Below are 5,330 nucleotides of genomic sequence, written 5' to 3'. Positions count from 1 at the left end.
TTACGCTCTTGCATTAGAGTTCCTTTCCAGTAGTGGACTGTTTCTGGTTTTGTCGTTGCCGCTGGGCGTAGTCGCGAGCATCCTGTTTCTGCTGCGGTGGCTGCTGCCTGCGGCGGTTGAGGTTACCGAAGGACATAGCGTGAAGCCGTTGTACCTTTTGCAGCTGTTCATCTGACGTTTCTGAAGATTGCCGTTGTGCCCGGTGAGCAGTGATCGTCTGCTCGACCGTGTGCTTCTGCTGCGGGTTCCCGGTCTCGGTATGAGTCAGAGAGTTCTGATACCTCTTAATCTGTTCATGAATCAGCATCGGGTGGGTAGCGGCCAGCGGCGGGTTCCCTTCCCTACGTGCTTCCTGGGCGCGCTGGTGGGTATCGCGCACTTGGGCGATCTGAGCGTTTTCTGCCTCGGTTTTAGGTGCGCGCTGCCGCGTGGCCATGACGGATCGCTGGTGGGTATCGCGCACTTGGGCGTGTAGGAACTGCCCGCGCGCCTCCGCGCGGGTGGGTTCCTCGTGCGGCTTGGCCTGGGTGCGTAGCTTCGTGGGTACTGCTTCAGGTTCGGATGATGCGACGTTATATTTATCGCGCAGGGCTTCAACCTCTGCGGCGACTCGGTGCCAGTGACGCGCCAATTTTTTGTTGGCCGGAACCTCACCAAGCTGTTTAACCCATTCCGGTTTTTCAGCTGCGAGTTGTGCGCCCCGAAGGTGGGCAAGCTGCCCGATTTCACGGGAGCGAGAGCGCAGAATAGTGCCTAACCTGGTGTTGTGCAGGTGCGGGTGGTTCTCCCAGAACCTATCTAGGGTATGGCCGCTGATACCGTTTTGGATCTGCTCGGGGCGTTTGGTCTCGGGCAGGTCAATACTCGGGATGAGGTGCTGCCTCACCCGCTGCTCCTCAGAAAGAACCTTGTGCAGGGTGAAGTTGTGCCCGGAGCGGGGGCGTTCCCCACGGATAATCTGCTCTAGCTCGCGTTGATCCCCGGAGACTTCCCAGCGGCGGCGGGTGATTTCAGCGTCCATATCGCCCAGATTTTCCTTGATGCGGTCGTAGAGACTGCCGTTGTTTTCGTTGGCCTGGAGGGCTTTGAACGTCCTGGACCGCATGGCCATCAACTCATCGGTTTTCACGAGAGCGTAGGGGTTCGTGAACCACCAAGGATCGGAAAGCTCTAGCCTATCGGCCATTGGTTGGGTACGTTTCTCGGCTTGATCCACCAGCCGCGCTAGGTGCTCATCGCTCAGGTAGGACAGGGGCCGTTCGGCTGTTTCGTGAACCTTTTGGGCGTCTACGTTGAGTTTTTCGACGCGCCATTGCATCACGGCAGCGTAATCTTTCGCTTCTGCGCCTTGGTCGCTGGCCTCTAGAGGCCGGCGAGAATATGCCCGTTCTACGAGGGCGGCGGGGTCTACGCCGTTACGGTAGGCTTCGCCCATATCGTGCGCCAGAGCGGGCCATGCGGGGGAGGCTAGGACGGCTTTCGCGTCCGCTGCACCGTCAGCGGGGGTGTGGTCGATAATCTGGCCGGAGTCTTTATCCCGTACCGGGTGTTCCTTAACCCTGGACATGCCCTCCAGCAAATACGGTTGCATGACCTTTTGTACGGCCAGCTCGGAGATGTCTTCGTGCTGGGCAATCAGGGTGGCCAGGTTCCGGTGTTCGGCGCGGAGCTGATCCACAGTCTCGTGCACTGTGAGGTCACGCTCATATGCGCTGCTGATGCGGTCGAGCACATCATCGCGTTTCTCCCCGTCAGCCAACGAGACATAAAGCTGGTTATTTTCCCGGCCGCGAGTGAGCGCAACGTAGGCCCCGGCCCGGTCGGTTGATGCATCGACTAGGGCGTGTGCGGTGTCTACGGTGGATCCTTGGGCGCGGTGGATAGTGGAGGCGTACCCGAGCTCCACAGACTGTTCAACATAGTGTGCGGGGAGGGTGACTTTCCCACCATGCTGGATGTGTTGTGCGGTGATTCGTCCGTCATCGTGCAGGTCGGTGACGCGCCAGAGGTCGCCGTTTTTCACGAAATCTTGACCACTATTAACAATGAGTCGGCGTGCATTTTGCCTGGTAACAATGGTGTCCCCAACATGTGCGCGGGAAGAATTATGCAGCGCTACCGCCCCCGCGCCAGTGCTCACCTGGCCGTGCTCGATTGCATGAGCCTGCGCCAAATCATTCAGTTTAGTCACAGCTTCGTTGGTGGACGCGATCATGATCGACTGCTTCCCTGCGGTCACGTCGGCGCTATATTTGCGGAAAACGTCTTCAATCATGGCATCCGTATCACCAGCAACGACACGGTTATTTTCCTTGTACCACTCAAACGGCTTGTCCGTCCCGACCAGGGGCGGCTCACGCAGCGCGAGTGTGGCCGCTGCTTCTTCAGGGTTCTTGAAACGGAACAGTTCGTCGAGGTGAACGGCTCCGATCTCCCGATCCACCAGGCGCAGCGCGCCGCCGGATCCGACCGCTGAGAGCTGCCGATAATCACCCAGCGCGCGCACGAGAGCACCGCGTTCTTGCGCAAGGGTGATTATTTTTTCCATCTTCGGGGTAGCGATCATCCCGGCTTCATCGACCAGGAGGACATCGCCGGGGCGCACATCCACGGAGGCTTTGCCGGTCTGCCAGTCGGTCAAAATCTTATCTACGGTGTCGGCGGTGATGCGCATTTCAGAGCGCATCACGGCTGCGGCCGCAGCCGTTGGAGCCATACCAATGACTCGGTTTCCGGAGGCTTCGATAGCGTCTACGGCCAGGCGAGTTGAGGAGGTTTTACCGGCACCGGCGGCACCAATGCCGACCACTAGGAGCTTATCACTGGTGGCGAATGCGCGTGCCATTGCCTCTTGCCCAGCAGGCAGGGAGTGTCCCTGTGCGGCAAGTTCCGCACGTTTCTTTTGGGCTGCGAGTTCGAAAACATCCACCGTGGAAGCTGGAATCACGGCACGAGATGCGGCATCCAGGATCTTATGCTCAGCCGCTAAAACTCGCTCAGAAGTGAATAACTCCGAGTCGATACGCTGGTACTGGGAGGTACCGTCTTTGCGCAGATATTCGCGCGGTGTGAGGCGTGTGTCCTTAATGTGCAGGGGTAGTGAGTCTTCGATGACGGACTGACGGATGGATGAAATAAGCCCCCGATCCTGTGTTTCATTCAAGCCTAGCTCGCGTACATACCGGGTGGTTTCGGCGTTAATATGGGTACGCCGCCAGGTCGAACGCGCTTCCTCCAGACGGGAGAGAACCGCATCGGTATGTGCTTCAAGGGGTGTGGAATAGGCTTCTTGCCGTACCGCTTGGAGAGTATTTTGTTCGTATTGCGCGGAGGCGTTTTTGAGCATATCGGCTAGTTGATGATCGACCGGCACGTGCACACCATGCTCAGACAGGGCGTGTGCGGCGGCGACCCATTCGGTATGCAAATCTTCCAAAGAACGCGCCTCAGACTTGGCCGGACGTGTCGCCAGTGTTGCTTGCTGCGCGAGTTTAATGAGCTGTTTTTCACTCGGTTCGTAGCCGTTATCGGCCACAAATTTTGCTTTTACTTTGTCGAGTTCAGCGCTAATATCCCCGCGCCGGGAGGAAAAAGCACGGATCGTTTCGTCGCTAATGCCGACGATTTCATGGATGGGTTTGCCGTTTTGCATGCGGGGCTCAAACTGTAAACCGGTCTTTTCAGTCACGTACTGCTGCACGCGAGAGTTATATAACTCGCTGCATTCGACCCCGTATTGGTACAGCGTCCGTCCGTCAATAGACGACCATTTATCATCTGCGCCTTCAACACGGTTGGCAATCACGACGTGATCGTGCAGGTTCGGATCGCCTGCGCGGGAGTCGTAGTGACGGAATTTCGTGCCAATAATTCCGCTTTTGGTGTCGATTTGCCGGATGCCATTATGGCCCCGCCGGGTCATAATTACGTTGTTTTCAAGGTGCCGCACTACGTCTTGAATCGCGTGCTCATGAGCAGCTTCAATGTCCTTGCGCAGCTGCTTATCGCCCAATCCCCACGCAATCGAAACGGATTTAGACGGCGTAAAAACGAGGTCGAAACCGGCAATAGCGGTTTGATGTTTCTTACTGTTTTCGGCAATAAACTGACGCAATTGTGCGTGCGTGGGTTCGATCCCGCGCTGCGCACGGTACTGTTCTGCACCGACGCGGAAACGGATTTCCTGCATCTGCGCCTTGGTGGGTTCTGCCCCGTCATGCATCCTACGGTGACGCGCGATCTCCTCAGAAACACGCTTCGTAAAGTCATTAATAGCGGTATATTCGGGGTGCAGCTGCGGCGCTTCCTGCTCCCGGTAGAGCTTATCTTGGGCTTTTTTCCCAGCATTGTGCGCGGCTTTTAGCTCCCCTGAAGTGAGCTTGTACCGGTCAATAAATTCATTTTTCGTCAGCGCTTCCCGCTCAATTAAGGGCTTCTGCTGGCCCTTTTTCCCCGCAGTATTAATGCGCGTATGCGTGACCTTATTACCCACAGAGGCGTACCTGGTTAGGTAATTCGAGACCGTTTTTTGGGTCATCGGATGCCCCAGCGTACCCAACTGGTGCGCAATCTCTTGCTGGCTCAAGCCGTTCTCGGCGCGGGTAAGAATCTCCCACGCACGCTCCGCAGCATGCGCTTTATAGGATTCATAGGCGTTGTTATAGGCGGCCATGTAGTCGTCAAACTCGGGTAGACCGTGCAGCATCTCTTTGACTTCCACGGTCTCTATTGGGGTGAAACGCTGCCCGAAAAGGGTATGCATGTGTGCCTCGGATACCTCACCGGAAAGCCCCAGCGCTTCCGGTGCAGTGCCGATCCATTGACCCGGCGGCATACCGTCCACAGTGTAATAATCGCCTAGCTCGCGGTCATTTGCGCGCAAAGCATCACCAGAGGCGACTTCGTGAGTGTAGTACTTATAACCGTCGCCTGCGCTAAGTTTATGGACGGTCATCACACACATCAGCATAGCATGAATTACTCAGATTAGTAACCTTGCTTATTGGATGCAAGAGGTGTGACAGCTAAAAGCTGGGCAGTTTGTGCCGTGGCTGTGACGGAGGAGCAGGGAAGGGCGTTGTACAAACTGGTTGGCGTATGGTGTCCGACATGTTTGTCGCGGTTTTGCACGGGCGAAGTCCATGTGTGCCAAACCAGCTAAGACTCTTTGGGGGAGCGTGCGGAGGAAAAGAGAGCTAGTTGGTTTGTGCAACATGGGGAGCGGGTGTGTAAAAGAGTCGGTGGTCGGGACGATACCGAGATTTTGGGCGAAAAGAATTTTTCGGTGCAGGAGGAGCGAAGCGGGGGAAGCACAAGGAAAAATTCTTGAG

General features: G+C 56.6%; 1 protein-coding gene. It reads right to left on the bottom strand.

The genetic code is table 11. The annotated features are described in order from the left end of the window. Positions 1-13: 13 nt before the first annotated feature. Complete coding sequence (mobF, locus tag D8M41_RS11255; RefSeq protein ID WP_238693531.1) at positions 14-4,954, bottom strand: MobF family relaxase; 4,941 nt, start codon at positions 4,952-4,954, stop codon at positions 14-16. Positions 4,955-5,330: the final 376 nt, after the last annotated feature.

Source organism: Rothia sp. HSID18069 (assembly GCF_003989155.1).
Classification (GTDB): Bacteria; Actinomycetota; Actinomycetes; order Actinomycetales; family Micrococcaceae; genus Rothia; species Rothia aeria.
The sequence above is the reverse complement of the archived record's forward strand: the minus strand, read 5'-3'. Positions and strand labels throughout refer to the sequence as shown.